Raw genomic sequence first — 24,197 nt, 5'->3', positions numbered from 1 at the left:
AGGGGTATAAAAGGTTTAAGGGGTTTTACTATTTAGGGGGTGTTCTATATATGAAGAGCTTTTTTGTCATGCAAGGTGAAACATATCGAAAAGAAAAAGAATTAGGTGTTATTTGGTCTCCGCAACAAGATAGTGGAGGGCAGATCCCCCATTCATGGTTGCGGATGAAGGAAGTGAATGAAGGTGATCGTTTCTTCCACTATGTAAAAGGGAATATTGTTGCGATTAGTGTTGCTAAAACGGAATGCAGAGCAGCGACTAAACCATCAAAAGTGCAAAGATATGAACGCTCGAGTGATGACGGTTATTTGGTGAATTTAGAATATCATGAACTAGAAAAACCTCTAAACGTACACTCAAACTTTGATGAAATTTCACCACTTTTACCAATAAAATATTCTCCGTTTCAACAAGATGGAAATGGAAACTCAGGATATTTATATCCATGTAATGAAGAGTTGGTTATTAAATTATTAGAACTCATTAGTGATTTGAACATTTACCAAGTGGATGAGGAGCAGCTGGAGTTAGCGATTGGTACAGTTCTGCGTACAGAGCGCAATACATTTATTCCAATGATTGCTGAAACGGAAGCAGAAGTAAAATCAAAGATTCGTTTGGGTCAACAAAAGTTTAGGAGAGAGTTATTGCTGTTGTGGAATCATAAATGTGCTTTGTGTGATATTGAATTATCTGCTTTGCTTCAAGCGAGCTACTCCAAGCCGTGGAAAGACAGTACGGATCTTGAAAGAGTCTATCCTTATAATGGAGTACTATTATGTTGTAATCACGACGCCTTATACGATAAAGGGTATATTGCGTTTGATGGACAAGGCAGATTACATATTTCTACGTCTGTTCCTGAGAACGATTATTTAGTATATAATATCCATCCAAAAAAGAAGATTGCTCGATTTGAGGAAAATAAGCCTTATTTTAAGTGGCACCTAAAGAATATATTTCAACAATAAAAAGAAGTTTTTCGGTCACCTTTTTTTAACTTTCCTCATTTATCCTATTAACATAGGTTTGGTCCGTAGCGAATTGACTCATATAATGCGTGGTTTAGTTTTAATTTATTTCCCTCAAAACTACTTTTATTCAATAGGTCAAATGTATTAATTAAAAAAATATTCAAATCGATGATTTTTACTGAAATTTTATCGGTAAAAATTCTACTGAAGTCATCGGCATCAGGGGCTTATCGAATGTTATTTAAAGTTCATTTACATAGGTCTATTTAATCACATATTGAATATGAGAGTGGATAGTAAAATTGAATTGACTGCAAAACAACTATATAGTTAAAAAGTAAATCTCCTATTTCTTCCTGAGAAATTGAAATGACTGCAGTTCTGTCCTTTTGTTTTAAATTCCTCTCAATTTAAAATCTAAAGTTGGTATGAACAACTGTAATAAGAGAAATACTTCAATAGTATATTTGCAAAGTCTGCTTTTGAAGTATTATTTCATTTTATGTGTAATAAAGACAATGTGAACAATGAACGTCTCTATCTTTCATTGTTTGCATAACCTTTCTTTATTATCGAAAAAAATGTGCAATAATCTGCCTTCATGAAAAAAGGATGTATGGATCTTTACCTGAAGAGAATATTGATTGAGGTGTATAAATGAAACCAATTGTAGAAGTGAAAAACGTAACGAAGATTTTTGGTAAATCTCCAAAAGCTGCAGTAGAGTTATTAAAAAAAGGCAGTTCAAAGAAAGACATTTTAAAAGAAACGGGGCACACTGTCGGCGTTAAAAATGTAAACTTTAGCGTTTATCCAGGTGAAATCTTCGTAATAATGGGATTATCCGGAAGTGGAAAGTCTACATTAATCCGCATGTTCAACCGTTTAATTACGCCGACATTAGGTGAGATTTTGATCAATAATGAAGATATTGTAAAAATGGATGCTGCTCGTCTAAGAGATGTGAGACAGAAAAAGATAAGCATGGTATTTCAAAACTTTGCGCTTTTTCCACATAAAACAATTCTAGAGAATGCAGGATTTGGGCTTGAGATTCAAAAAATCTCCGATAAGGAGCGCCATGAAAAAGCAATGAATGCGTTAGAAGCTGTAGGGTTGAAGGGATATGAAAACCAGTTTCCCTCACAATTGAGTGGTGGAATGCAACAAAGGGTTGGACTTGCTCGTGCACTTGCTAGTGATACAGAAATCATCTTGATGGATGAAGCATTTAGCGCACTAGATCCATTAATTCGAAAGGATATGCAAGATGAGTTAATTGAAATTCAAGAAAGTTTCAAGAAAACCATTATTTTTATCACACATGATTTGGATGAAGCACTGCGCATAGGAGATCGAATAGCTTTAATGAAGGATGGAAGCATCATTCAACTCGGAACACCTGAACAAATAATGATAGAGCCAGCAAATGAATTTGTAGAGAAGTTCGTGGAAGATGTCGATTTGTCTAAAATACTAACTGCATCACACGTGATGAAACGTCCAGAGAAAATTAGTATAGACAGAGGTCCAAGGGTTGCACTAGAAATCATGGGAAGACAGGGTTATTCCAGTATATTCATTGTGGACCGTAAGCAAAAGTTATTAGGTGCGCTTAGTGCTGAGAATGCACGTCTTGCAATAGATCAAGGAAAATCAATTTCTGAAGTGATGACTGCTGACATCCCAACTGTAACAGAGGGTACCTTACTTGCTGATATTATGGAAGTGATGGCAACGTCAAGTATACCAATATCAGTTATAGATGAAGAGAACAGAATTAAAGGAATTATTATTCGGGGCGCATTAATTGGAGCTCTTGTCGGAAACAAAGATTCCTTGAATGATTTGGAGAGTGAATGATTTGAGTATATCCAAAATACCACTTGGAGAATGGGTTGATACCCTAGTTGATTGGGTAACCATTGTATTTGCAGGATTTTTTGAATTATTTACAAATGTAATTGATTGGGGCTTAGATCTTATAGTTGAGGTATTGAGTGTAGGGCCGCCTATCGTATTAATAATCATTTTAGGACTTTTAGTTACCTATACCAGTAAATGGCAATTAGGTGTATTTACCATAGTTAGTTTACTTCTGATTGATAATTTAGGTTATTGGGAGTCGACAATTCAAACACTTTCGATTGTGTTAGTATCAGGATTTCTCACAATTCTAGTAGGGATTCCAGTAGGAATATGGTGTGCACAAAACAAAACAGTACAAAAAATTGTTACACCTACTTTAGATTTTATGCAAACAATGCCAGCGTTTGTATACCTGATTCCATCGATTTTATTCTTTGGAATTGGCGTAGTGCCAGGGATTGTTGCGTCGTTTATTTTCGCGATTGCGCCAACTATCCGTATGACGAATCTTGGTATTCGAGAAGTACCTGAAGATCTTATCGAAGCATCAAATGCTTTTGGATCGACAACTAATCAAAAATTGTTTAAAGTTCAATTGCCATTGGCCATGCCAACGATTTTGGCAGGAGTAAACCAAAGTATTATGCTTGCTCTTTCGATGGTTGTAACTGCTTCTTTAGTAGGGGCACCTGGTCTAGGAGCAGAGGTATACAGAGCTGTCAGCCAAATTAATGTTGGTCAAGGTTTTGAAGCAGGATTGTCAATTGTTATAATCGCTATCATTCTTGATCGCATTACGCAAAACTTGCGCAAGCCAGCTTATGAACATGTTATTAAGCCAAAAATCGTCTTTTTAATTTTCGCTTTACTTATAGGCGGTACTGCGATTGTTTTAGCAATTCCTCAAGGGGATACTGTGAATGAGAATGCTAGTGAAATTGGTACTCAGACAGGATATGAAATAATTGGGATTGAGCCTGGTGCAGGACTTATGGGGCAAGCTAAAACTGCAATAACTGATTATGAACTAAATAATTGGACTCTAGTGGAAGGTTCTTCAGCTGCTATGATTGCAGAATTGAAAAAAGCTTATGATGCAGAAGAGCCGATTATTGTCACAGGATGGACTCCACATTGGATGTTCTCAGCATATGATTTGAAATACCTGGAGGATCCTAAGGGTTCATTTGGTGGAGCTGAAGACATTAATACACTTGTAAGAAAAGGACTCGAACAAGATGCCCCAGGTGCATATAAGATCCTAGACCAATTCATCTGGGAACCAAGTGATATGGAAAGTGTCATGGTGGAAGTTTCTAATGGATCGAGTGCTGCAGAAGCTGCTGAACAGTGGATTGAAAATAATCCGGACAAAGTAGCAGAGTGGACGAAGGGGGTAGCGGCAGGAAATGGCGAAAGTATAGATCTTGTGTTTGTCGCTTGGGATTCAGAGATTGCCAGTACAAATGTCATTGGTAAAGTACTCGAACAAAGTGGATACGATGTGTCATATGTTCAGGTTGAAGTTGGACCAATGTTTGCTGGTGTTGCTAACAATAGTGCAGATGCTATGGTCGGTGCTTGGTTACCAGGTACACATATGGAATATTATGAAACATATAAGAATGATTTAGTTGACCTTGGACCAAATCTTCAAGGAACAAAAAATGGATTGGTTGTACCTGCATACGTAGATATTGATTCAGTTGAAGATTTGAAGGATAATTGAGAAAGATTAAGCAAAAAGGCAGCTCACATTGAGTTGCCTTTTTGCTATGAATTTTGATTGGGTCATTATTATATGGGTTTTAAGGGTACATGAACCCTTACAACTAATTGATTCATTTAAGGACAATCTTGTAGAATAGAAAAATTGGATTGCTCATATTGATAATTTCAAATTAGAGCTATGGTTATTCAGCCTTAATTTTAGGTATTGTCTACAATATAAAAAAGAGTTGTCCATAGAACAAGTGGACAACTCTACTTTCATTATTTCGCAGATTCAGGTGTACGAATAACAAGAACGTCACATTTGGCGGAACGTACTATATTTTCTGATACACTGCCGATTAGGAATCGTTCTACAGCATTTAAACCGGTTGCACCACAAATGATTAAATCAGCCTCTAATTTTTTAGATAGATCTTTAGAAATCATTGTTTTTGGTGAGCCATATTCTACTATGACATTAACACGTTGCAATCCAGCTTTTTCTGCTTCTACTTTGTAATCGCCTAAAAGATCTTCAGCAAATTTTTGGGCACGTTCAGCAATTGAACGATCATAAGCTTCGATTGCAGCATAAGAACGTGTATCGATAATGTTTATTAGGTTTAGTGTTGCTTCGTTTCTATCAGCAATTGCCACAGCTTTTCTGAAAGCCCATTCGGATTCTTTGGAACCGTCTACAGCAACTAAAATTTGTTTGTATACTAAAGTCATTATTCCTCACTCCATCCTAATAATAGTATACTACCTTATTTCGACTTTTATAGTTGAAAAACCTTTTAATCATAGAGGGAAATGATAATCATTTAGTGATTTGACGAAATTGTGACAGTTGGGAGAAGTGGCTTAATGAAAATCTATCGTACAATTACAGAGTGGTTGTTTATTCAATATTCCGCAAATAGACAAAATAGAGCATAATAACTTACTTTCTGATAATATTGAATTGGATTGGTTCAGATGAATGCATGGATGTCAGGTGACCAACTAACTAAACATCATCTCGAGGAGGAATAGTAATGATTATTGGTGTCCCAAAAGAAGTGAAAAACAACGAAAATCGTGTCGCTATGACACCTGCAGGCGTATTCAACTTAAAGTCTGCAGGACATGAAGTTATTATTGAAAAAGGTGCTGGCTTAGGTTCAAGCTTTATGGACGAAGATTATAGTGAGGCTGGTGCTAGAATCGTAGCAACTGCTGAAGAAGCATGGAATGTAGATATGGTTATGAAAGTTAAAGAACCTGTTGCTTCCGAATACGGATATTTCAGTGAAGGGCTAATCTTATTCACATACTTGCATCTTGCACCTGAAGTAGAGTTGACTCAAGCACTTCTTGACAAAAAAGTTGTTGGGATAGCCTACGAAACAGTACAACTTCCAAATAACTCGTTGCCACTTCTTGCTCCAATGAGTGAAGTCGCAGGCCGTATGGCTACACAAATCGGTGCACAATATTTACAACAAACAAACGGCGGTAAAGGTATTTTACTGAGCGGCGTACCAGGTGTTTCACGCGGTAACGTAACAGTTATCGGCGGCGGACAAGCTGGAACGAATGCTGCTCGTATCGCAGTAGGAATGGGTGCGAAAGTAACAGTTCTTGACTTGTCAGTTGACCGTCTACGTCAATTAGATGAAATCTTCGGAAATGATATTCAAACACTGGTTTCAAATCCATTCAACATTGCTGAATCTGTGAAAGATGCAGATCTAGTTGTCGGAGCTGTTTTGATTCCAGGAGCGAAAGCACCGAAACTAGTTTCAGAAGATATGGTTAAATCGATGAAACAAGGTTCTGTTCTTGTAGACATCGCAATCGACCAAGGTGGTATTTTTGCAACTTCGGATCGCGTTACGACTCACGACGAACCTACTTATGTAAAACATGGTGTCGTTCATTATGCAGTAGCGAATATGCCAGGTGCAGTACCACAAACTTCAACAACAGCTTTAACGAACGTAACAGTTCCATATGCACTTCAAATTGCAAACAAAGGTTATAAGAAAGCTTGTCTCGATAACGTTCCTCTTCAAAAAGGTATTAACACGATGGAAGGGCATGTAACATATAAAGCGGTTGCAGATGCTCAAGGCGTGGAATATGTACCTGCTGAGACACTATTAAACCAATAAAGATATAGAAGAAGTTGTCCACACTTGTTAGTGTGTGGACAACTTCTTTTTGTTTTAACGAAAAACTGTGCAATCGTTAAGCTTTAATAATTTTCAATTCTTTGGGGAACTTTGTAAATACTTCAACGCCGTCAGCTGTTACAACAACATCATCTTCAATCCTGACCCCCGTAATTGCAGGATTATAAATACCGGGTTCAATTGTGAAGACCATGCCTTCTCTTAGAATAAGTTCGTTGGTACCTGTGATCGATGGAAACTCATGAACTGAAATACCAAGCCCATGTCCAATTCGGTGTGTGAAATATTCTCCGTATCCAGCCTGATCAATTACATCACGAGCAGCTTTATCGATATCCATCGCCTTGACGCCTGGACGGACTAAATCTACAGCAGCTTGCTCCGCTTTTCTAACTGTTTCATAAATTTCACGCATTTCAACCGTCGGCTCGCCGAATGCCACTGTACGTGTAATATCGGAACAATAGCCCTTATAGACTACGCCTAGGTCGAATAGGATGAAATCACCTTGCTGAATTTTACGATCACCAGGCGTACCGTGTGGAGAGGCAGTTTTAGGACCGGATAAGACCATTGTATCGAATGACATCTTCTCGGCACCTTTTTTCTTCATTTCAAACTCGATTGCCATTAGAATTTCAAGTTCAGTTTTTCCTTCTGCAATCTCCCTGCAACCCACTTCGATAGCGTAATCGGCAAGTTCAGCAGCAATGCGTAAGTTGTTTAGTTCCTCTTCACTTTTAATATTACGCATGCTATTTAACTGTTCGTCCAAGCGCACGAAATTAGCATTAGTAAACAGCTCGCTCATGCGTTCAAGACGCTCGACTGTCAAATGAGACTTCTCTACTGCTATTGAAACTGGAAGGTTACCACGTTTACGGACAGCCTCCATGACAATATCCCATGCATCATCGGTGTCTTCGTGGCCAACTGCATCGAAAGGCCAACCAGCTGCCTTTACATCAGGTATTTCCATTAAAGGACAAATTACAAATGGATTCTCATCTCTAAACACCATGACACCGAGAAGTCGCTCATGGGGATCGCTTCGGAATCCTGACAAGTAAAATACATTGTCTGGTGTAGTGATAAATGCTGCATCCAAATTTTCTTTTTGAAGAAATTGTTGTATTTCTTTTACTTTACTCATTACAATGACCTCCCAATACGTATATGCCTATTATAACAAAAAAGAGGGTTTTCAGGTTGTACGACGAAATTTGTCTAATGACAAGAAATATAGGAGGAGATTTTACGATGAAGATTTCATACCATGGTCATTCGATTGTTAAAATAAAAACTGGCGATTTTACGATTCTGATTGATCCATTTATTACAGGAAATAAGCTTACAGATCTAATAGTAGAAAATGAAAAACCAAATGTAATTCTGCTGACACATGGTCATAATGACCATGTTGGCGATACCGTTGCCATAGCGAAAGCCAGTAATGCACTTGTTGTAGCTCCGAATGAGCTTGCAGTCTATCTGTCGTGGCAGGGCTTAAGAACGCACGGCATGAACATTGGTGGAGCCTGTGAGTTTGATTTTGGGACAGTGAAATATACACAGGCGTTTCATAGTTCTTCTTACACGACTGAAGCGAATGAAATCATCTATACAGGAATGCCAGCAGGTATTTTGTTTATGGTGGAAGGGAAAACAATCTATCATGCGGGAGATACTTCGATTTTTGGCGATATGGAGATGATCGGAAAACGTCATCCAATTGATGTAGCTTTTGTTCCAATTGGTGATAACTTCACAATGGGCCCTCAAGATGCGGCCAGCGCTGTCGAATTACTAAATCCGAAGCTTGCTGTACCTATCCATTTCAATACATTTCCACCGATTGAGCAAGATCCGGAAACGTTCAAAGCCCTAGTTGATGGAAATATAGTGAAAATAATGAATGTAGGGGAAACGATAGAATTATGAACCTCCCACAACTGAAGTCACGGGTGTTCTTGGCTAAATTATAAAAATCCCGACTTTTTCATCAGTCCTCCGTTCAGTCGTCACTGTTCATGCAGTAAGCGCTTTTCTTAAACGTTTTGTGGTAGAATAGCCTTAAGGTCATGATAGAGAAAAGGTGAAGACATGGCGACAAAACATGAACTAATACTTCGTTATATCGAAGGACTTTCCGTTGGTGAGAAAATTTCAGTACGTCAAGTTGCGAAAGCACTTTCTGTAAGTGAAGGAACAGCTTATAGGGCGATTAAAGAAGCAGAAAACCAAAAACTCGTTAATACGATCGAACGTGTCGGTACTATCCGGATTGAAAGGAAAAAGAAGGAGAATATCGAACGACTGACATTTGCAGAAGTGGTTAATATTGTTGATGGTCTAGTGCTCGGAGGACGCAGTGGTTTACATAAGACGTTGACCAAGTTCGTTATTGGGGCAATGCAACTTGATGATATGCTGCGTTACATTAATGCAGGTAGTCTCTTGATCGTGGGGAATAGATTGAAGGCACATGAAACAGCGCTTCTAGCTGGTGCCGCGGTGCTTGTTACAGGTGGATTTGATGCTTCCGATGAAGTGAAACAACTGGCGGATGAATTGGACCTACCCGTTATTTCAACAAGTTACGACACATTCACAGTAGCAACGATGTTAAACAGGGCAATTTATGATCAGTTAATCGAAAAAGAAATCTTGCTGGTAGAAGATATTTTGACGCCTCTAGCAGAAACAATTACGATTTCAGCAAAAGATCAGGTCACACGCTTTCATGAAGTGAATGATAAATCAGCCCATACTGGTTATCCCGTTGTGGAGAAAAGTGGGAAGCTTGTCGGGGTAATAACATCACGTGATGCGATTGGTAAAATGAATGATGAATTAGTTGAAAAAGTAATGACCCGTCATCCAATTACTGTTACCGGTAAGACATCTGTCGCCTCCGCAGGACACAGTATGATCTGGGAAGGCATTGATCTTCTACCAGTAGTAACAGACGCAGGAATCCTCACGGGTATCATTAGTCGACAGGATGTTTTAAAAGCGATGCAGATGACGCAACGTCAACCGCAGCAGGGAGAAACAATTGACGACATTATAAAGAATCAGATGAAAACGATACCTGAGCAACCCCATACTATTGAGTTTACAGTAATTCCACAAATGACAAATCAGTTTGGTTCCCTGTCTTATGGAGCATTGACGACCCTTTTGACTGAGTCGGGTAATAGAGCCATTAAGATGCGGAAACGGGGGGAAAGTGTACCTGAAAACATGTCGCTGTATTTTATAAAACACGTTCAACTCGGCAGTGTAGTCGTTGTCATACCAAGGATTTTGCATATGAGTAGACGTTTTGTAAAAGTCGATTTTGATATTTTAACTGAAGGTGACTTAGTTGCCAAAGCGATGATTATGTATCAATTATTTGAACGATGAAGAAGTGGAAAATAAAAACTGATGCACATAAGCGCATCAGTTTTCATTCAACTCTGTTTCTTCTTTGACAAAACTTTTATAATGTTTGTAGGCTCGATAATTGAAAATGCCTACATAAGCTCCAAGGCCGATGAACAAGGCTGCAATGATATAAGTTGTGATGCCATTAAAAAGCATCAGCTGATTAATTCCAAAAAAGAGTAACAAGCTACCTAGAAAACCACCCGCCATACTCGCATACATTTTTTTGCGAATTGGAAATAGCTGTTTGGTACGAAATTGCCTGGTCTTGAAATAGAAATAAAAGACCGCAGATGCGATTATGAAAAATACTAAAAAGAAATTTATAGTTAACATGAAAGCCCTCCATTACATACAAACTTATTACATTGTAGCGGCTTTTCGAATAGATTGCGACCGGAATATATCGAAGCTTGGAGGAATCGTTTATGAAAAGACAAATCATCGACACAATTGAAAAATACGATAAAATCATTATTCATCGTCATATAAGACCTGATCCGGATGCGTATGGCTCACAGTCAGGGTTAAAAGAATTGTTAAGAGCTAATTATCCTGAAAAACAAGTTTTTGCAACAGGCCAACATGATGAGACACTTACATATTTGACTTTGCAGGATCATGTCGAACAATCGTTTTATGAAGGGGCTCTAGTGATTATCACCGATACAGGAAATATAGAGCGAATTGACGGCGAGTTCTATACTGAAGGTGCTTTACTCATGAAGATTGATCATCATCCTGATGCGGATCCTTATGGTGATGTAAAATGGGTTAATACTGATTCAAGTTCAACATCGGAAATGATTTACTCCTTATACGAAGTAGGAAAAGAACATTATGGTTGGAAAATGACCACTGATGCCGCCCGACTTTTATTTGCAGGAATTGTAGGAGATACAGGACGTTTCCTATTCCCCAGCACGACTGTAAATACATTTGAAGTAGTAAGTGATTTGATCAAATTTGATTTTGATAGAACTGAACTGTTTGCAGGAATGTATGAGATGAAGCGGGAATTACTACATCTTAAAGGATATATTTATCAAAACTTCACAATTGACGAAAATGGTGCAGCTTTTGTGAAACTGGATAAGGCACTACTCGAAAGATTTGGGGTATCAGTTTCGGATACTTCCCAATTGGTAGGTGCACTAGGGGATGTACAGGGAATTAAAGCCTGGATTATCTTTATTGAGGAAGCCGATCAGATTCGGGTTAGGTTTCGTTCAAAAGGACCGGTTATTAATTCGTTGGCTGCACAATATGGAGGCGGTGGTCATCCACTCGCAGCTGGCGCATCTGTCTATTCTTGGGAAAAAACAGATGAAGTCATTGGAAAGTTAAAAGAACTTTGCATGTAGGAAAACGAGCGGAGGAATTACATTGACACTTGTCTATCCGCAAGTAGTGACGGGTGCAGATCTTCTGCGCGGAATCATAAAAATTGAGGATTTAGCCCCACTTCTGAAAAGGAGAGGGGCTACATCTGTTGCGATTGTCAATTCTAAATTATATGGCATCCGTCCTTTTTATAAAATGATGATTAAATTTGGAATCCGCCCAGTAATTGGTTTGTCTGTGTACTTGGAAACTGGAGAAAAGGAAGCCGTCCTTCTTTACGTTTATGCAAAAGATGATGAAGGATATCGAAACCTTCTGAAGATGAGCAGTGCGGTTTCTGTGAGAGAGTCTGAAACACTACCCATTCAATGGCTGAAGGCTTATAGCTCGGGATGTATAATCTTTTGTCCGATGACAGATGATTCATGGAACACTTCTCGTACCGAAGATGATTTTACTCGCATGATAAAGGGGTGTGACACATCTTCGGTTATTATAGGCATCGATAGATCAGGAGGCATAAAACATCCTGATGAAGCTGCAATTGAAATGATTGCAGCTTCAACAAACATACCTATTGCCGCTGTCTATGAAAGTAGGTATATCCATAAAGAAGATGCTTTTGCGTATGAAGTCGCCGAAGCAATCCGTACGGGTTATAAACTTAATGACCCAGCAAGGCCTCATAATCTTACAAAGACAGCATATCTCCCTGAAGAAAGCGAACTTGTTGATTGGTTTTCAGACAGACTTCAATGGCTTTCAAATATGTCAGATATCCTTTTATCGTGCGACGCAACATTACCGCCAACTCAATCGCTGATGCCGGTATTTCCAGTTCCGCTGGAGGAGACTTCAACATCCCTCTTAGCTAAAAACAGTGCTGCAGGTTTAAAACGGCGGCTCGGTGAGGTGGAAGAAGTGTATGATTTGCGCCTACGGTATGAAATGGGAATTATTAGTGAAATGGGATTCGCAGACTACTTCCTAATTGTCGAGGACTTTATGCGTTATGCCAAAGAACAAGGAATACTTACGGGTCCCGGACGGGGCTCTTCGGCAGGGTCGCTTGTTGCTTATGCCCTTGATATAACTGATGTAGATCCTATAAAATATGGACTAATTTTTGAACGGTTTCTTAATCCGGGTCGAGTGACGATGCCGGATATCGATATCGATTTTGCAGACAACCGTCGTTCTGAAGTGATTGACTATGTTGCAAAGAAATATGGGAAAATGCATGTCGCACAAATTATTACATTTGGTACGCTTTCCACTAGATCAGTTGTCCGTAATGTGGCTCGAGTTTTCGATTTTTCAAATGAAGAGATGGCTTATTTATCAAAAGAAATTCCTAATAGACACAGAATTACAATCGAGCAGGCAGTTGCAGAATCAAAAGCGCTTCGTGATTGGATTGCAATTGATCCAGTACGAAATGACTGGTTAGAAGCTGCAATTAAGCTAGAGGGGCTACCGCGCAATGCATCAACACATGCAGCGGGACTTATTTTATCACCAGTCCCGCTAGTTGATGTAGTACCACTTCAAAGCGGTTCGGATGACATCTACCTGACCCAGTGGCCAATGGGAGACGTTGAAGAACAGGGATTATTGAAAATGGATTTTCTAGGGTTGCGTAATTTAACTCTACTGGACCGCATTAGGTCAATGATCTCTTACGATAAAGGAATCAGAATCGATTTTGAAGATATTGCACTTAATGATGAAAAAACATTTGAGCTATTTAGAACTGGGGATATGACGGGGATATTTCAATTTGAATCAGATGGAATGAGAGATGCCCTCCGATTAATCCGTCCAAATAAGTTTGAAGATATTTTTGCTATCACTGCTTTGTATCGACCGGGACCGATGGAGAATATCCCTCTTTATAGCCGACGCAAAAATGATAACGAACAAATTACCTATATTCACCCACAGCTCGAAGCGGTGTTAAAAGAAACATACGGTGTTATCGTTTATCAAGAACAAATCATGGAGATTGCAGTTCGCTTTGCTGGATTCACTATGGGAGAAGCCGACCTGTTAAGACGTGCGGTCAGCAAGAAGAATCGGGAGAACTTAGAGAAAGAACGAATTCATTTCACACAAAAAGCCGTCAGTAACGGTTATCCTGAAAATTCAGCTGTTGCAATCTATGACCTCATTGTGAAGTTTGCGGATTACGGCTTTCCAAAAAGCCATGCAGTCGCATATTCACTTATTTCTTACAGACTAGCTTATTTGAAAGCGAATGAACCAGCTTATTTTTACGCAGCGCTTCTTTCCTCAACAACTGGAAACAACGAGAAGTCAATTGAACTGATGCGTGAATCTGAAGCGAGGGATGTTAAAGTTCTTCCTCCTTCTATTAACCGCAGTAAGTATATGTACACTGTTGAAAACGGTTCAATAAGAATTGGTCTTGGAGCTATCAAAGGCGTAACACCCACTTTTTATAATGCAGTTAAGCGAGCTAGGAAGTCTGGCGGTAATTGGAAAACGCTGTTTGAAATGGCAGCATCTCTCGGGGGGGAGGTATTCACTGAGAAATCGATTAAACCGCTTGTTAAGGCTGGGGCACTGGATGTATTTGGTGAAACGCGTGCAGTCCTGTTAACGTCGATTGATGCAGCAATATCCCATGCGTTATTCATCCGTCCTGATGATGGCGACGATTTTCTCAGCGAAGTGATGCGATCAGTCGCAAGTCCGAAATACTCTCCTGGTGGCACAATGCCAAGGATGATGTTGCTAGAATACGAAAGAGAAGTCCTGGGTTTTTATCTATCAGAACATCCTGCAGCTGAGGTTAAGAAAGCAGCTGGGGGTAATTATAATACCATCATCTCAATCGATTCTTTAGCGGATAGAACATATGTGAAAATTGCTGGCCTTATAACTGAAATCAAACGAATACGAACGAAAAAAGGGGAATCGATGGCATTTGTCACGATTCAAGATGAAACGGGCTCAATTTCTTGTACGCTTTTTCCACAAAAATACGCGCTCTCGAATCCGCTTCTTATCGAGATGGCAATCATTCATATTGAGGGGACTGTCGAACGTCGAAATGGGAAACCGCAGATAATTATTCAACAAACAAAGGATTTATGAAAAATGCTGTAGGTTTTTCCTTAATTGGATTTCACTTTACGTTCGGCAGCGTTTTCTGTATGCTAAAGACAGAAGTGGTCTGACCACTTTTCATTATGTATATTTTCGAAGGGGTCCGTGAATGCAAAATACAAAACCGACTTCAAAAATGTTTCTTGATATTGTAGAAGAACTTAAATCGATAATTCGAGAAGAAGGTATTGAAACAGGTGGAAAGTTACCCTCAGAACGTGAGCTTGCGGAGCGCTTGCAAGCGGGCAGGTCTACGATTCGTGAAGCGCTGCGAAGTCTAGAGTTACTAGGGATTATTGAAACCAGGCGCGGTGAAGGGACCTTTCTTGTGGATTACAAAAAGCATAAGCTCGTTGAGGTTCTTGCTGCATTCGTCATGCAACAGACAGACTCAGTGAATGATGTTCAGGAAACAAGAAGAATCCATGAAAAAGCGGCGATTATGGCTGTGTGTAATGATGCTACGTTAAGGGTTTTGCCAGTATGGGGTAGTTTATTGAAGAAAGTTGATAAAGACGGGGAAATCTTACGGGAAGATCTTATCCGGGAGATGATTGTCGCAACCGGTAACAGATTATCTTTGAAAATTTGGTTTCTACTAAAACAATACAGCAAAGTACCATTCGAGAGCATGACCGAAACGACTGAAAACGATATTATAAAAAAAATGCTTCACAATTTGTGTGAAGGAAATACTACTATAACACTGGAAGCTTATTCGGAATGGATTGAATTAGTTGAAAGTGAAAGAGGGGAAAGCCAGTAATGATTCGAGATCTATTTAGTAAGAATAGAAATAAACATAAAAATACAACTACAATTCCTTCCGTCGACGCTAAAAACGACGTTCCTGAAGGGATAATGACTAAATGTCCGGAATGTAAACATATTGTTTTAACAAAAGATTTAATTAAGACATTGAAAGTCTGTCCAAAATGCGATCATCACTTTAAAATGACTGCAACTGAACGAGTTGCTTGTCTTTTCGATGACGAGACGTTTGAATCGATTGATAATCACTTGAAGACGGAAAACCCGCTTAGTTTTCCCGCTTATACTGAAAAAGTTGAGTCGGATTCTAAGAAAACAGGGTTAAACGAAGCTGTACTCACTGGAACAGGAAAGATTGATGGACTAGAAGTAGCTGTTGCAATAATGGATTCCCATTTCCGAATGGGCTCAATGGGATCAGTTGTCGGGGAAAAGATTACTCGCGCAATTGAAAAAGCAACAGCACATGGCATACCGGTAATCATATTTTCAGCTAGTGGTGGTGCACGCATGCAAGAAGGAGTGTTATCACTCATGCAAATGGCTAAAACGAGTGTCGCGCTTAATCGGCATGCGAGCGAAGGGTTACTTTATGTATCTGTGATGACATACCCAACGACGGGTGGTGTGTCGGCAAGTTTTGCCTCGGTAGGTGATATTAATATAGCAGAACCAAAAGCACTAATCGGATTCGCGGGTAGACGTGTCATTGAACAAACTGTCAGAGAAAAATTACCGGAGGATTTTCAGACTGCAGAATTTTTGCTGGATCATGGCCAATTGGATGCTGTCGTACACCGCGCTGAAATGAAAGAAACACTTTCTAAAATTTTGCGACTTCATGTAAGGGGGATGAACTGAAATGGGTAAAACGTTGAAATTTGAAGAACCAATCGTCAAGCTACGTGAAAAAATCATCGAGCTTGAAGAGTATACAACGACCAACTCAGTTGATCTTTCTGATGAAATCGAGACGTTAAAAATGCGATTGAAAAAGTTGGAAAGAGAAATTTATGAAAATATGGAACCTTGGGATCGGGTTCAAGTGGCAAGACATCCCGAACGTCCGACAACAATGGATTATATAAATATGCTCTTTAAAGATTTCATGCAATTGCACGGTGATAGAGCTTACGGTGACGATGCTGCTATTGTAGGTGGAATTGCTTCATTCGAATCGAGACCCATTACAGTAATTGGCCATCAACGCGGAAAAGATACAAAAGAGAACGTCAAGCGGAATTTTGGAATGCCGCATCCTGAAGGGTACCGAAAAGCTCTGCGCCTAATGAAACAGGCGGAGAAATTCGGAAGACCAATTGTGTGTTTCATCGATACAAAGGGGGCTTTCCCTGGCAAGGCGGCTGAAGAGCGGGGGCAAAGTGAGGCAATTGCCCGTAATCTTGTTGAAATGGCTGGCTTGACTGTTCCGGTTATCTCCATAGTTATCGGAGAAGGCGGAAGCGGTGGTGCACTAGCACTTGGCGTTGCAAACCATATCCACATGCTTGAAAACTCTACATACTCTGTCATTTCGCCCGAAGGGGCAGCGACTATACTTTGGAAAGACTCTAGTCTAGCCAAACAAGCGGCGGAGGCAATGAAAATCACTGCTCCACATTTAAAAGAAATGGGAATTATCGAGGAAATTATTCCGGAAGTGCGCGGTGGTGCACATCGTGACCTAGAAGCGCAAGCTATTCATTTAGGAGATGCAATCCGCTTATCATTAGAAAAACTAAACACATTGAATGGTCATGAACTCGTTAATCATCGATATGATAAGTTTCGTCAGATTGGTGTATTTTCTGAATAAATATAGGATGCGGGTAACCGCATCTATTCGTGTTTAGAAAATAATATTTAATCCTGGATTGGAGTGATTTCTACGAAAAAGATAGCTGTTTTGACAAGTGGCGGAGACGCACCAGGCATGAATGCTGCAGTTCGTGCTGTTGTTCGGAAAGCGATTTATGAAGGTCTTGAAGTGGCTGGTGTTTTTAATGGATATCAAGGATTGATTGAAGGGAAAATTGAACTTCTGCAACTTGGTTCCGTAGGAGATATTATTCAGCGAGGAGGCACGATGTTGCGTTCTGCCCGAAGCGCTGAATTTCGAACTCTTGAAGGGCGAGAAAAGGCACTTCAACAATTGAAGAAACACAATATCGATGGACTTGTTGTAATAGGTGGAGACGGTTCATTCAAAGGCGCATTTGAATTAACGGCTCTTGGATTGCCATGTGTTTGTGTTCCGGCCACAATCGACAATGATATAAACGGAACAGAATTAACAATAGGTTTCGATACAGCATTGAATACAGTCATTGATGCAATTGATAAGATACGTGATACTGCAACGTCTCACGAGCGGACATTCATCGTCGAAGTGATGGGGAGAGATGCCGGTGATCTTGCTTTATGGGCTGGACTAGCGGGTGGAGCGGAAACGATACTTATCCCCGAAGAGAAGTACGAAGTGCCTGATATTATCGAACGACTAAAAAGTGGTACAGGTCGCGGTAAGAAGCACAGTATTATCATTGTTGCAGAAGGGGTGATGTCTGCAGCAGAACTCGCTGAAATATTGAAGCGGGAAGCCGGTATTGAAACACGGATTTCTGTTCTGGGTCATGTCCAGCGTGGTGGATCCCCTTCTGCAAGAGATCGTGTTATTGCGAGTCAGTATGGAGCAAAAGCAGTTGAAGTTTTAAAAGAGGGTCGCGGAGGCATTGCTATTGGCATGCAAAATCATGTGGTGGTAGACTATGACTTAACGGACGTTTTCGAACAATCAGCTGGTTTTGATAAGAAAATGTACAAGATGTCCCAGGAATTGTCCATATAATTGGTTGTTCAAAAAACTTAAAAGAGGCGATAGTTGATGAGGAAAACGAAAATAGTATGTACAATTGGTCCCGCAAGTGAGTCCCCAGAATTATTGGAACAACTTATAGATGCGGGCATGAACGTAGCCAGGTTGAATTTTTCCCATGGTAATCATCAAGAGCATAAAGCACGTATTGACACTATCAAAAAAGTTGCACGTGAAAAAGGGAAAGTTGTAGGAATCTTGCTTGATACGAAAGGTCCTGAAATTCGGACACATTCGATGGAGAATGGAAAAGTGGAACTCGTAGCAGCCGAAAAAATAGATATTTCCATGACACAAGTTGTAGGAAATAATGATGTATTTTCAGTCAGTTACGATAAATTGATTGAAGATGTAAGTGAAGGATCTATCATATTATTAGACGATGGACTAATTCAGTTAGAAGTTACAGGCACAGATGAAAGTCAGGGATTAATTCATACATTGGTCGTTAATTCAGGTACATTGAGTAATAACAAAGGTGTTAACGTACCTGGTGTTTCGGTCCAGCTACCAGGAATGACAGAGAAAGACGCGGAGGATATCTTGTTCGGCATTAAAGAGGGCGTTGACTTCATAGCGGCATCGTTCGTTAGGCGTGCTTCGGACGTGATGGAAATACGGTCACTTCTTGAGAAAAATGGCGGCTCTAACTTACAGATTATCCCTAAAATCGAGAATCAGGAAGGCGTCGACAACATCGATGAAATTTTGGCTGTCTCGGATGGCCTAATGGTTGCCCGTGGAGATCTAGGTGTTGAAATTCCTCCTGAAGCAGTTCCGCTCGTTCAGAAGAATTTGATTGAAAAGTGTAATCAGGCTGGAAAACCGGTAATCACTGCAACGCAAATGCTTGATTCGATGCAAAGAAATCCCCGTCCAACCCGCGCAGAAGCAAGTGATGTCGCAAACGCGATTTTTGACGGTTCTGACGCAATCATGCTCTCAGGAGAAACGGCTGCTGGAATTTATCCAGTTGAATCTGTACGTACAATGGATCGAATTGCATGTGCCACAGAAGAGGCTATCGATTACCGTTCAGTAGTTTCAACAAGAAGACGTGAAAAACATGGTAATATGACAGAAGCCATTGGACAAGCGGCTGCATACACAGCCATTAACTTGAAAGTAAAGGCCGTTCTTGCACCGACAGAGAGCGGACATACGGCTAAAATGATAGCCAAATACCGACCGGGTTGTCCTGTTATCGCGGTTACATCATCAGAAGCTTGTTCGAGAAAGCTGTCACTTGTTTGGGGAGTCTATCCAATTGTTGGTAAAAAAGTGAGTTCAATTGATGAAATCCTCCAGGAGTCTGTAGAAGAAAGTGTTAAACATCAGTATGTTGGACATGGTGACGTAGTAATCATTACTGCTGGAGTTCCAGTCGGAAAGGCTGGCACTACGAATTTGATGAAAATCCATGTCATCGGTGATTTACTTGCGCGTGGACAAGGAATCGGGAAAGATGTCGCTTTCGGGCGTACCATAGTTGCTAAAAATGCTGATGAAGCACTGACATATGATACAACAGGAGCGATTCTTGTTACGAACGGTTCCGATCGCGATATGATGCCTGCAATTGAAAAATGCGCAGGGCTAATAACAGAAGAAGGCGGGCTAACTAGCCATGGTGCTATTGTGGGTCTAAGTCTTGGTATTCCTGTAATTGTCGGAGTCAAAGATGCTACAAAACTGATTCGCCATGGCAATGAGGTTACAATGGATGCTGAATCAGGTGTTATCTATAATGGACGCGCCAGCGTACTCTAAATAAATGGAGGCTGCTTCCGAAATAATCGGTGAGCAGCCTTTTTAGGAGATGAAATTAATTGTGAAATGGCTAGTACTCCTTTTCATTGCTGTCCCGACAGCTGAACTCGCGTTGTTAATCTATTCGGGGAAAACACTTGGTCTGTTACCAACAATTTCAATTATTTTAATAACGGCAATAGGTGGAGCCTATCTCGCCAAACGCCAAGGGATGAAAGCTTGGACTGAGCTTAGGGCACGTATGACAGTTATGGAGACTCCTGGCGATGCAATGATTGATGCAGTCTGTATTCTTTTTGGAGGAATCTTGTTAATCATGCCTGGGTTTTTAACGGATCTAACAGGATTATTATTACTATTTAAGGGACCAAGGAATATAATCAGACCATTTATCCAAAAATGGATTTATAATAAGATGAAAAATGGACAATTCGTCATCCGCTAAACAAGGGGTGCCGTCTGACTCTTAGTGCTGCAAATAGGAGGAATGGGGTCAATAACATACCGGGTAACCCGAATAGATAAAAGGAAGTCGCCGTAATGAAAAAAGCATGGATAGGCTTCAAATGGAAGGTAGATGCCCACATATACGATTCAGCCATTTGTCGTGTCGTCATTGCGAATAAATAGAGTAATATGAGCGAAATTCCAATGAATAGGTTATTCGTATATATGAAGAAAGCGGCCATCGGTAAGAGAAAAAGACCGATTCCGATAAACGGCAGGCTATCTGCAAGGGAGATTAGAAAAGCATTACCAATTGGTGACTCGAATTGAAGAAATATGAATCCTATTGTTAAGATTAAGAAGGTAAGGAAAAATAATCGGGCTTCCACTGAAACAAAAGTTCCAATTAATTTACCGGACTCCGTAAATATTCTTTTTGCAGGCTTACGTATTTGGATAGGGAAATAGACTAAAAACCAGTAACGATTTTTTCCGGATTCCCGCAAAGCGAAAAAATATGCAACTAGGAAAATGAACAGACTAAAAAGTCGTTGAAATACAGTGGAAATAATTGTTACCGTGTATTCCAATAATGCATGTCCATACTCCACAACTTTATCTTCAAGGAATGATAATAATTTACTGGCAAGATCCGTATTCTGTGTAAAAGGTGCAATATGCTTTTCGACGGCGGGCACCGTATCAATAAGACCATGAAGTGCAATGTATGTGAAAGCACTTATTAAAAAAAGCATAAGTGTCATTACAAAAAGGGTTGCAATCGTAAGCGGCAACTTTGTAATTGTGCGGATGGCGTGCAAAGTAGGTGCTGTAAAATAAGCGAAAATGACAGCGATTGCTGCTGGAGGGACTGTAAACAGAATAATTCCCGTCAAAATAACAGGCAGCCACTTTATTAGGATTAAGCGAAAAGCTTGTTGTTTGCTGTGATTGTCGGACATTCTACAACTCCTTCATTACAAGTTAAAAAAACAAAAGCAAGCGTATCCATTCACAAAGATGACAAAATTGATTATAATGGTTGTTGTAAGCGTTTTTAAGTAGATTAATTATAATTATTAGCAGATCAGTTGACATTCTGCTTTTTTTTGCGGAGTGGACGAATGAACTGAAAGAAGGAGCGTTTTATATGACATCAACCAAAGGGTTGGAAGGAGTCGTAGCGACACAGTCAGCAATTAGTTCAATTATTGATGACACACTTACATACGTCGGCTATGATATTGACGATCTTGCAGAAAACGCCAGCTTTGAAGAAGTAATTCATCTTCTATGGCATCAGCGTTTGCCAAAAGAGGACGAGCTTGCAGAGCTGAAAAAACAACTTGCGGCTAACATGTCTCTTCCTAAAGAAGTACTTAATCATTTTAAAATGTATCCAATCGGGGAAGTACACCCGATGGCGGCACTGCGCACTGCAGTATCCCTTTTAGGATTATACGACGACAAAGCGGAAGATATGTCTGAAGAGGCTAATTACGAAAAAGCAATTAAGCTACAAGCAAAAATAGCGACAATCGTTACTACATTTTCTCGTATTCGCAAAGGTCTTGAGCCGGTTGCTCCGAAGGAAGAATTGGGCTATGCAGAAAACTTCCTATACATGTTGACTGGTGAAATGCCTGCTGAAATTGCGATTGAAGCATTCGACAAAGCTCTAGTACTTCATGCGGACCATGAGCTAAATGCATCGACATTCACTGCACGCGTATGTGTTGCGACACTTTCTGATATTTATTCAGGTGTTACGGCTGCTATCGGTGCACTCAAAGGACCGCTTCACGGCGGTGCAAACGAGCAAGTAATGAAAATGCTGATGGAGATTGGTTCAGAAGACAAAGTTGAATCTTATATCAGAGAAAAACTGGATAACAAAGAAAAAATCATGGGCTTCGGACATCGTGTTTATCGTAAAGGTGATCCGCGTGCAAAACACCTTCGTGAAATGTCTAAACGTTTGACTGAACTTCGCGGAGAAGAAAAGTACTACAATATGTCCAGTAAAATAGAAGAAATCGTTACAGGCGAAAAGAACTTACCGCCAAACGTCGATTTCTATTCTGCTTCTGTTTACCATTCGCTGGAAATAGATCACGATCTATTTACGCCGATTTTTGCAGTGTCTCGTATTTCGGGATGGATTGCACATATTCGTGAACAATATGCGAATAATAGGCTGATTCGCCCTCGTGCTGATTACACAGGACCGGGCTTGCAGAAATACGTACCGATTAAAGAACGATAAGCACTATAAATAAAAAATAACTAGGGGCGGAATTTACAATAGCCAGCCCTCTGATTTGAAATTGGGAGGAAATTAATTATGACTAACGGTGGAAAAATTACAGTAACAGACGGTGTTTTAAATGTACCTGATCACGCAACAATTCCATTTATAATCGGTGACGGTACTGGTCCGGATATTTGGCATGCAGCATCACGCGTTCTAGAGTCAGCTGTCGATAAAGCTTACGGTGGCAAGAAAAAACTTATCTGGAAAGAAGTTCTTGCTGGGGAGAAAGCATTCAATGAAACTGGCGAATGGCTACCACAAGCAACACTTGATACAATTGATGAGTATTTAATTGCTATTAAAGGTCCACTTACTACACCAATCGGCGGCGGTTTCCGTTCATTGAACGTTGCACTTCGCCAAGAATTGGATCTTTACACTTGCCTACGTCCAGTACGTTACTTTGAAGGTGTTCCTTCACCTGTTAAACGTCCTGAAGATTGCGATATGGTTATTTTCCGCGAAAACACGGAAGATATCTATGCAGGTATTGAATACAAAGAAGGTACACCTGAAGCGAAAAAAGTAATCGAATTCCTACAAAACGAAATGGGAGTTAAAAATATCCGCTTCCCAGAAACTTCTGGAATCGGTATTAAACCTATTTCTGAAGAAGGTACAAAACGTCTAGTACGTGCTGCTCTTACTTATATTATTAAAGAAGGCCGCAAGTCATTGACGCTTGTCCATAAAGGAAATATCATGAAGTTTACAGAAGGCGCATTCAAAAACTGGGGCTATGAAGTTGCTGAACAAGAGTTCGGCGATAAAGTCTTCACATGGAACCAATATGATGCAATCAAAGATGCTGATGGAACTGATGCTGCAAACAAAGCACAAGCTGAAGCTGAAGCAGCAGGCAAAATCATCGTTAAAGATGCAATTGCTGATATCTTCTTGCAACAAATCTTGACACGTCCAAAAGAGTTTGATGTTGTAGCGACAATGAACTTGAATGGCGACTATATTTCTGATGCTCTTGCTGCACAAGTTGGCGGAATCGGAATCGCTCCTGGAGCAAACATTAACTACATTTCAGGTCATGCAATTTTTGAAGCAACTCATGGTACTGCACCGAAATATGCAGGACTTGATAAAGTTAACCCTTCTTCACTTCTACTTTCAGGCGTCTTGATGCTTGAGCACCTTGGATGGAATGAAGCGGCAGCTATGATCACTGCTTCAATTGAAGAAACAATTGTTTCTAAAGTTGTAACTTATGACTTTGCTCGTCTTATGGACGGTGCAACAGAAGTTAAAACATCTGAATTCGCAGATGAATTGATCAAAAACCTTAAATAATAAATCTATTAGCGGTGGAAGAGCCCAACTTTCTGTTCGTTGAAAATTTAAATCATTTATATGAGGGGTCTGTCCCC

General features: G+C 40.0%; 20 protein-coding genes. 16 read left to right on the top strand and 4 right to left on the bottom strand.

All coding sequences use genetic code 11. The features are described from left to right. The first annotated feature begins 50 nt into the window (after window positions 1-50). The 3 genes from AC1TO4_RS08940 (at window position 51) to AC1TO4_RS08930 (ending at window position 4,572) form a co-directional block, all read left to right on the top strand. Window positions 51-971, top strand: coding sequence for an HNH endonuclease (locus AC1TO4_RS08940; protein ID WP_482105034.1), 921 nt, complete (start codon window positions 51-53; stop codon window positions 969-971). A gap of 660 nt (window positions 972-1,631) precedes the next feature. Continuing rightward, the gene (locus tag AC1TO4_RS08935; protein WP_482105033.1) at window positions 1,632-2,837 is read left to right on the top strand and encodes a quaternary amine ABC transporter ATP-binding protein; all 1,206 of its coding nucleotides are present in this window, start codon (window positions 1,632-1,634) and stop codon (window positions 2,835-2,837) included. 1 nt (window position 2,838) lies between these two features. Next, complete coding sequence (locus AC1TO4_RS08930; protein WP_482105032.1) at window positions 2,839-4,572, top strand: glycine betaine ABC transporter substrate-binding protein; 1,734 nt, start codon at window positions 2,839-2,841, stop codon at window positions 4,570-4,572. 263 nt (window positions 4,573-4,835) lie between these two features. Here AC1TO4_RS08930 and AC1TO4_RS08925 read toward each other — a convergent pair whose 3' ends face one another. Then, a complete protein-coding gene (locus tag AC1TO4_RS08925) occupies window positions 4,836-5,288 on the bottom strand; it encodes a universal stress protein (protein WP_482099784.1) in 453 nt (150 codons plus the stop codon). Between the two features lie 305 nt (window positions 5,289-5,593). On the opposite strand from AC1TO4_RS08925, the gene ald reads away from it, so the two are divergent. After that, complete coding sequence (ald, locus tag AC1TO4_RS08920) at window positions 5,594-6,712, top strand: alanine dehydrogenase (RefSeq protein WP_482105031.1); 1,119 nt, start codon at window positions 5,594-5,596, stop codon at window positions 6,710-6,712. Window positions 6,713-6,788: 76 nt separating this feature from the next. Here the strand turns inward: ald and AC1TO4_RS08915 are convergent, their stop codons facing one another. Beyond that, a complete protein-coding gene (locus AC1TO4_RS08915) occupies window positions 6,789-7,886 on the bottom strand; it encodes a M24 family metallopeptidase (RefSeq protein WP_482105030.1) in 1,098 nt (365 codons plus the stop codon). A 107-nt stretch (window positions 7,887-7,993) separates the two neighbouring features. Here AC1TO4_RS08915 and AC1TO4_RS08910 point away from each other — a divergent pair, with 107 nt between their 5' ends. Next, window positions 7,994-8,674, top strand: a complete 681-nt coding sequence (locus AC1TO4_RS08910) for a metal-dependent hydrolase (protein ID WP_482105029.1) — start codon at window positions 7,994-7,996, stop codon at window positions 8,672-8,674. 162 nt (window positions 8,675-8,836) lie between these two features. Continuing rightward, entirely contained in the window at window positions 8,837-10,144 is a 1,308-nt protein-coding gene (locus tag AC1TO4_RS08905) for a DRTGG domain-containing protein (RefSeq protein ID WP_482099780.1), read from the top strand. Between the two features lie 36 nt (window positions 10,145-10,180). Here the strand turns inward: AC1TO4_RS08905 and AC1TO4_RS08900 are convergent, their stop codons facing one another. Beyond that, window positions 10,181-10,501 carry a YtpI family protein gene (locus AC1TO4_RS08900; protein ID WP_482099779.1) on the bottom strand — a complete coding sequence of 107 codons (321 nt, stop codon included), beginning with the start codon at window positions 10,499-10,501 and terminating at the stop codon, window positions 10,181-10,183. A gap of 92 nt (window positions 10,502-10,593) precedes the next feature. Between AC1TO4_RS08900 and AC1TO4_RS08895 the strand changes: the two genes are divergently transcribed. From AC1TO4_RS08895 to AC1TO4_RS08860, 8 genes are all read left to right on the top strand, one after another. Next, on the top strand, window positions 10,594-11,529 hold the full coding sequence (locus tag AC1TO4_RS08895) for a DHH family phosphoesterase (protein ID WP_482105028.1): 936 nt from the start codon (window positions 10,594-10,596) through the stop codon (window positions 11,527-11,529). Between the two features lie 22 nt (window positions 11,530-11,551). Further along, window positions 11,552-14,629 carry a DNA polymerase III subunit alpha gene (gene dnaE, locus AC1TO4_RS08890; RefSeq protein ID WP_482105027.1) on the top strand — a complete coding sequence of 1,026 codons (3,078 nt, stop codon included), beginning with the start codon at window positions 11,552-11,554 and terminating at the stop codon, window positions 14,627-14,629. A gap of 121 nt (window positions 14,630-14,750) precedes the next feature. Further along, window positions 14,751-15,407 carry a FadR/GntR family transcriptional regulator gene (locus AC1TO4_RS08885; protein WP_482105026.1) on the top strand — a complete coding sequence of 219 codons (657 nt, stop codon included), beginning with the start codon at window positions 14,751-14,753 and terminating at the stop codon, window positions 15,405-15,407. Beyond that, window positions 15,407-16,273 (top strand): acetyl-CoA carboxylase, carboxyltransferase subunit beta, encoded by an 867-nt coding sequence (gene accD, locus AC1TO4_RS08880; RefSeq protein ID WP_482105025.1) that lies wholly within the window; start codon window positions 15,407-15,409, stop codon window positions 16,271-16,273. Before AC1TO4_RS08885 ends, accD begins: the two co-directional genes overlap by 1 nt. 1 nt (window position 16,274) lies before the next feature. Next, window positions 16,275-17,228: an acetyl-CoA carboxylase carboxyl transferase subunit alpha gene (gene accA / locus AC1TO4_RS08875; RefSeq protein ID WP_482105024.1), complete on the top strand. Its 954-nt coding sequence runs from the start codon at window positions 16,275-16,277 to the stop codon at window positions 17,226-17,228. Between the two features lie 63 nt (window positions 17,229-17,291). Further along, window positions 17,292-18,260, top strand: coding sequence for a 6-phosphofructokinase (gene pfkA, locus AC1TO4_RS08870; protein ID WP_482105023.1), 969 nt, complete (start codon window positions 17,292-17,294; stop codon window positions 18,258-18,260). Between the two features lie 36 nt (window positions 18,261-18,296). Next, complete coding sequence (gene pyk, locus AC1TO4_RS08865; RefSeq protein ID WP_482105022.1) at window positions 18,297-20,057, top strand: pyruvate kinase; 1,761 nt, start codon at window positions 18,297-18,299, stop codon at window positions 20,055-20,057. Window positions 20,058-20,118: 61 nt separating this feature from the next. Beyond that, the gene (locus AC1TO4_RS08860; RefSeq protein WP_482105021.1) at window positions 20,119-20,502 is read left to right on the top strand and encodes an FxsA family protein; all 384 of its coding nucleotides are present in this window, start codon (window positions 20,119-20,121) and stop codon (window positions 20,500-20,502) included. Here the strand turns inward: AC1TO4_RS08860 and AC1TO4_RS08855 are convergent. Next, a complete protein-coding gene (locus AC1TO4_RS08855) occupies window positions 20,492-21,466 on the bottom strand; it encodes an AI-2E family transporter (protein ID WP_482105020.1) in 975 nt (324 codons plus the stop codon). The genes AC1TO4_RS08860 and AC1TO4_RS08855 overlap by 11 nt on opposite strands. Before the next feature lie 188 nt (window positions 21,467-21,654). Here AC1TO4_RS08855 and citZ point away from each other — a divergent pair, with 188 nt between their 5' ends. Both citZ and icd read left to right on the top strand, forming a co-directional pair. Then, window positions 21,655-22,770 carry a citrate synthase gene (gene citZ / locus AC1TO4_RS08850; RefSeq protein ID WP_482105019.1) on the top strand — a complete coding sequence of 372 codons (1,116 nt, stop codon included), beginning with the start codon at window positions 21,655-21,657 and terminating at the stop codon, window positions 22,768-22,770. A gap of 78 nt (window positions 22,771-22,848) precedes the next feature. Beyond that, window positions 22,849-24,120 carry an NADP-dependent isocitrate dehydrogenase gene (gene icd, locus AC1TO4_RS08845; protein WP_482105018.1) on the top strand — a complete coding sequence of 424 codons (1,272 nt, stop codon included), beginning with the start codon at window positions 22,849-22,851 and terminating at the stop codon, window positions 24,118-24,120. Window positions 24,121-24,197: the final 77 nt, after the last annotated feature.

The sequence above is a fragment of the Sporosarcina sp. Y838 genome (assembly GCF_056786515.1).
The sequence above is the reverse complement of the archived record's forward strand: the minus strand, read 5'-3'. Positions and strand labels throughout refer to the sequence as shown.